The following is a 3,506-nucleotide window of genomic DNA, read 5'->3' on the forward strand; positions in this document are numbered from 1 at the left end:
GCTGCGCACCGCGCCTTGGCCTGGCACTTCCGGGGGGCACTGATGGCCGATTTGTGGGTAAAGGGCAGGGCTAGCCGGGTGTAGGGAAATGTAAAGCCCTGGGCGTCGGGAGGCTCCCGGGAGCGTGTCAGCAGGACCCATTGGGGCGGTTGACCGGCGGGTGGTGTGTCTCGCGGTGCGGCCACGACACGTCGAATGCGGTGCCGTGGTCATCCGCACCGGCATCGACGCGTACCGTCCCGCCGAGGTTGCCGACCGCTTGGCGCACGATCGCCAGGCCGAGTCCGGAACCCCGGGTGGTGGCGCCGCGACCGCGGTGGAAACGCTCGAACAGCTTCGACCTCTCCTCCGGCGCGATGCCGGGCCCGTTGTCGGCCACGCGCAGGCGGATGAACCCGCCCTCTTTGCTCAATTTGACCCACACTTGCGCGCCCTCCTGGCAGTATGCCGCGGCGTTGGCGAGCAGATTTTCCAGTATCGAGTGGAAGGCGGCGGCATCCAGGCAGGTGTCGATCCGGTCCGGTGAGTCGAGGGCGATCTCGATCCGCTTCGCCGCAGTGAGCGGGGCGACGGCGATGAGCAGATCGCGGCTCAGGGCCACCAGATCGACGCTCCGGGGCGGTGTTCCGCCCCCTCCCTCCAGACTCGCCAGGGTAAGCAACTGGCCCACCAGGCGGGACGCGCGCGCCACGGCTTGTTCCAGCGCGGCCTCGGCTTGGTGGCGCTGCGCGTCGTCGGTAGCACGGAGCAGCACATGACCCTGCGCGGAGATCACCGCCAGGGGTGTGCGCAACTCGTGGGCGGCGTCCTGGACGAATGCGCGCTCGCGGGCGATGCCCTGGCGTGTCCGCGCCAGCAGGGCATCGAAGGCCCTGCCGAGGGGGAGCAGTTCGGCGTATTTCAGATCCTCCTCGAAAGGCAGGAAGTCGCCGGCCGGTCGCGCCTCCACCCGGGCGACGAAGCGGCGCAGCGGCGCGAGGCCGCGTTGCACCGCCAGCCACATGGGCACTAGCACCAGCGGGAAGGCGATGACCAGGTAGGGCAGCAGATCGCTGCCCAGGATCGCCAACGCATCCCGGTCCCCGATCACGGGTTCCAGCAGTTGCATGCGCCAGTCTCGGGTGGTGTAGACCACGGACCAGTAGTCGCGCCCGTCCACGCGCACTCGTTCCCGCCCCTCGCCACCACGCGGAATCCGGCGTTCAAGCAGCGGCCGGGAGGCGTATACGGGGGCTCCGCCCGCCCTCTCCAGGAGCCACAGCATGTCGCTCGCCTCCGGCACCGGGCCGGAGCGGCGCGAGGCGTTGACCAGCCGCTCGGTGGCCTCGAGCACGATGCGCGCGCGCGCCGCGTCGTCGAAATCGAGCGCGGCGGCGAGCGACTTCGCTGCTTGAGTCAGGGTCTTGAGATGTCGCGCGTCGTCCTTGAAGTCCAGGTATTCGTGTACCAGAAGCGCCGCCCAGACCAGCAGGAACGCCATCAGCAGCGTCAGCACCACGCGGCCCGCCAGCGAGGGGCGCGGCCAGGGCCTCACGGCTCGGACTGTCCGAGCAGTTGATAACCGACGCCGCGCACGGTGCGGATTCGTCCGGCCCCGATCTTGCGGCGCAGGTTGGACAGGTGGACTTCGATGGTGGCGCTGTCGAGCGGCTCGCCGAGGGGTTCCATTCGCTGCCCGAGCACGCTTTTCGATACCACGCTGTCCGGGTTCTTGGCCAGTTCCACGAGTAGGCGGAACTCCCTGGGCGAAAGCTCCAGCGGGGTGTCGCCCAGCCAGGCCCGGTAGCTGCGCGGCTCCACCAGCAGATCGCCGAAGCGCCACTGTTCGCTGGCTTGGCGCGCGCAACGTCGCAGTACCGCGCCGAGGCGGGATAACAATTCGGCCATGGCGAAGGGTTTCACCAGGAAGTCGTCGGCGCCGCCATCCAGGCCGGCCAGGCGTTCCTCCAGTCCTGCGCGCGCGGTGATGACGATGACCGGCAGCGTGATGCCGCGGGCACGCCAGCCGCGCAGCAGCGCCAGCCCCTCACCGTCGGGCAGCCCGAGGTCCAGCAGGACAGCATCGGGCGGCTCCGCGAGGAGGCCTGGAACGGCAGCGGCCTTGCGCACCCACACGACGCTCATCCCCGCCTGCTTCAGGGCGGCGAGGGTGGCCTGGCCCAAGTCGATGTCGTCCTCGATGATCAGGATATGCATGGCGGAATTGTAGGCGAGCGACCTTTGGGTTGGCCAAAGGTTGCGCCCCATAAAATGTCCGGGACCATCGTTCGAGCGCGTGACCGAGGAGGAACAGACATGATGCCGCGTACCGCTGCGAGCCTGCTGCTATTGTTGGCCGGATGCGCCTCGACGCCGCCATCGCCGGACGCCGCGTACATCCTTTCCGGGACGGGCACGCCCGCCGTGGTGTTCGAAGCGGGGCTGGGCGATGGCAGGGAGACCTGGGGCCGGGTGATCCCCGCACTGGCCCGCGATTTCACCGTATTCGCCCGCGACCGCCCGGGCACGGGTGCGAACCCGGCCGTCTCCGGAGTGCGTGATCCCTGCACCATCGCGCACGAGGAACACGCGCTGCTGCACGCCGCCGGGGTTCGGCCGCCCTATCTGCTGGTTGGCCACTCCCTGGGCGGGTTGTACCAGTACGCGTTCGCGAAGTTGTATCCGTCCGAGGTGGTCGGCTTCGTCCTGCTGGACCCTACTCATCCGGACAACTGGCAGGCGGTGCAGCAGACGATCCCGGAAGCCGCGGCGCTGATCAAGACGATGAAGGCGGTGACCTGGAGTACGGTCAGGAAGAGGGAGTTCGACGATCAGGTGCGTTGTCTGGATAGGTTGGAAATGGGGACTCCGCTCGTGCAGCCGGGCGAAGTACTCGTCAGCGGCCGCCCGGACAAACTGTCCAATGCGCAATATGAGCGAAGGCGGTTGGAATTCGGCCGCGACTGGGCGCGCATGACCGGCGTCGAACGGATCGGCACGATCTGGGGCTCGGGCCACTACATCCAAAGGGAAGGCCCCGATGAGGTCGTTGCCGCCATTCGCCGGGTTGCCAGGCCGGACGAACCGCGGGAGCCCAAGGCGAAAGCCGCGCGCACCGTATCCGTGGACGGCAAGGCGCCGTTGACGCTCATCCCCGGCGAGACCTCCGCCGGTGCGGTGGCGAACGCCTGGGGCCGCCCCGACGAAGAGCACCGCGATGGTGCCGGGACGGTCTGGATCTACGGCGACAAGTCGCTGGAACCGCCACTTGCGGTCAGTTTGCTGCCGGTCGTCGGTGATATCGCCGACGCCGTGGGCTGGATCCGCGAAGCGCAGGGGCGGCACGAATTGGTCCTGCAGTTCGATCGACGCGGACTCGTCAGCGAATTCACTCTGCGTGATATCGAATGAGGCTGCCACCGGATCAGGCAGCGCTAGCCCTGCCTCTTACCCACAAATCGGCCATCAGCGCCCCCCGGAAGCACCAGGCCCGCGTTGCGGCGCTTGCCAAAGGTGACGTGCTTCGG

At 68.3% G+C, this 3,506-nt stretch carries 3 protein-coding genes; 1 reads left to right on the forward strand and 2 read right to left on the reverse strand.

The features are described 5' to 3' along the window. Positions 1 to 127 precede the first annotated feature (127 nt). Together ACYQ2W_RS25620 and ACYQ2W_RS25625 are read right to left on the reverse strand one after the other, a co-directional pair. Positions 128 to 1,534, reverse strand: coding sequence for a sensor histidine kinase (locus ACYQ2W_RS25620; protein WP_459873790.1), 1,407 nt, complete (start codon positions 1,532 to 1,534; stop codon positions 128 to 130). Beyond that, a complete protein-coding gene (locus tag ACYQ2W_RS25625) occupies positions 1,531 to 2,196 on the reverse strand; it encodes a response regulator (RefSeq protein ID WP_459873792.1) in 666 nt (221 codons plus the stop codon). The genes ACYQ2W_RS25620 and ACYQ2W_RS25625 overlap by 4 nt, the downstream gene beginning before the upstream one ends. A 99-nt stretch (positions 2,197 to 2,295) precedes the next feature. Between ACYQ2W_RS25625 and ACYQ2W_RS25630 the strand changes: the two genes are divergently transcribed. After that, positions 2,296 to 3,390 (forward strand): alpha/beta fold hydrolase, encoded by a 1,095-nt coding sequence (locus ACYQ2W_RS25630; RefSeq protein WP_459873794.1) that lies wholly within the window; start codon positions 2,296 to 2,298, stop codon positions 3,388 to 3,390. Positions 3,391 to 3,506 lie beyond the last annotated feature (116 nt).

It is taken from the genome of Endothiovibrio diazotrophicus, assembly GCF_054657215.1.

What these genes read in the sequence shown, in the direction of transcription:
- ACYQ2W_RS25625 (WP_459873792.1), bottom strand. Translation starts at nt 2,196, where the DNA reads ATGCATATCCTGATCATCGAGGACGACATCGACTTGGGCCAGGCCACC.
- ACYQ2W_RS25630 (WP_459873794.1), top strand. Translation starts at nt 2,296, where the DNA reads ATGATGCCGCGTACCGCTGCGAGCCTGCTGCTATTGTTGGCCGGATGC.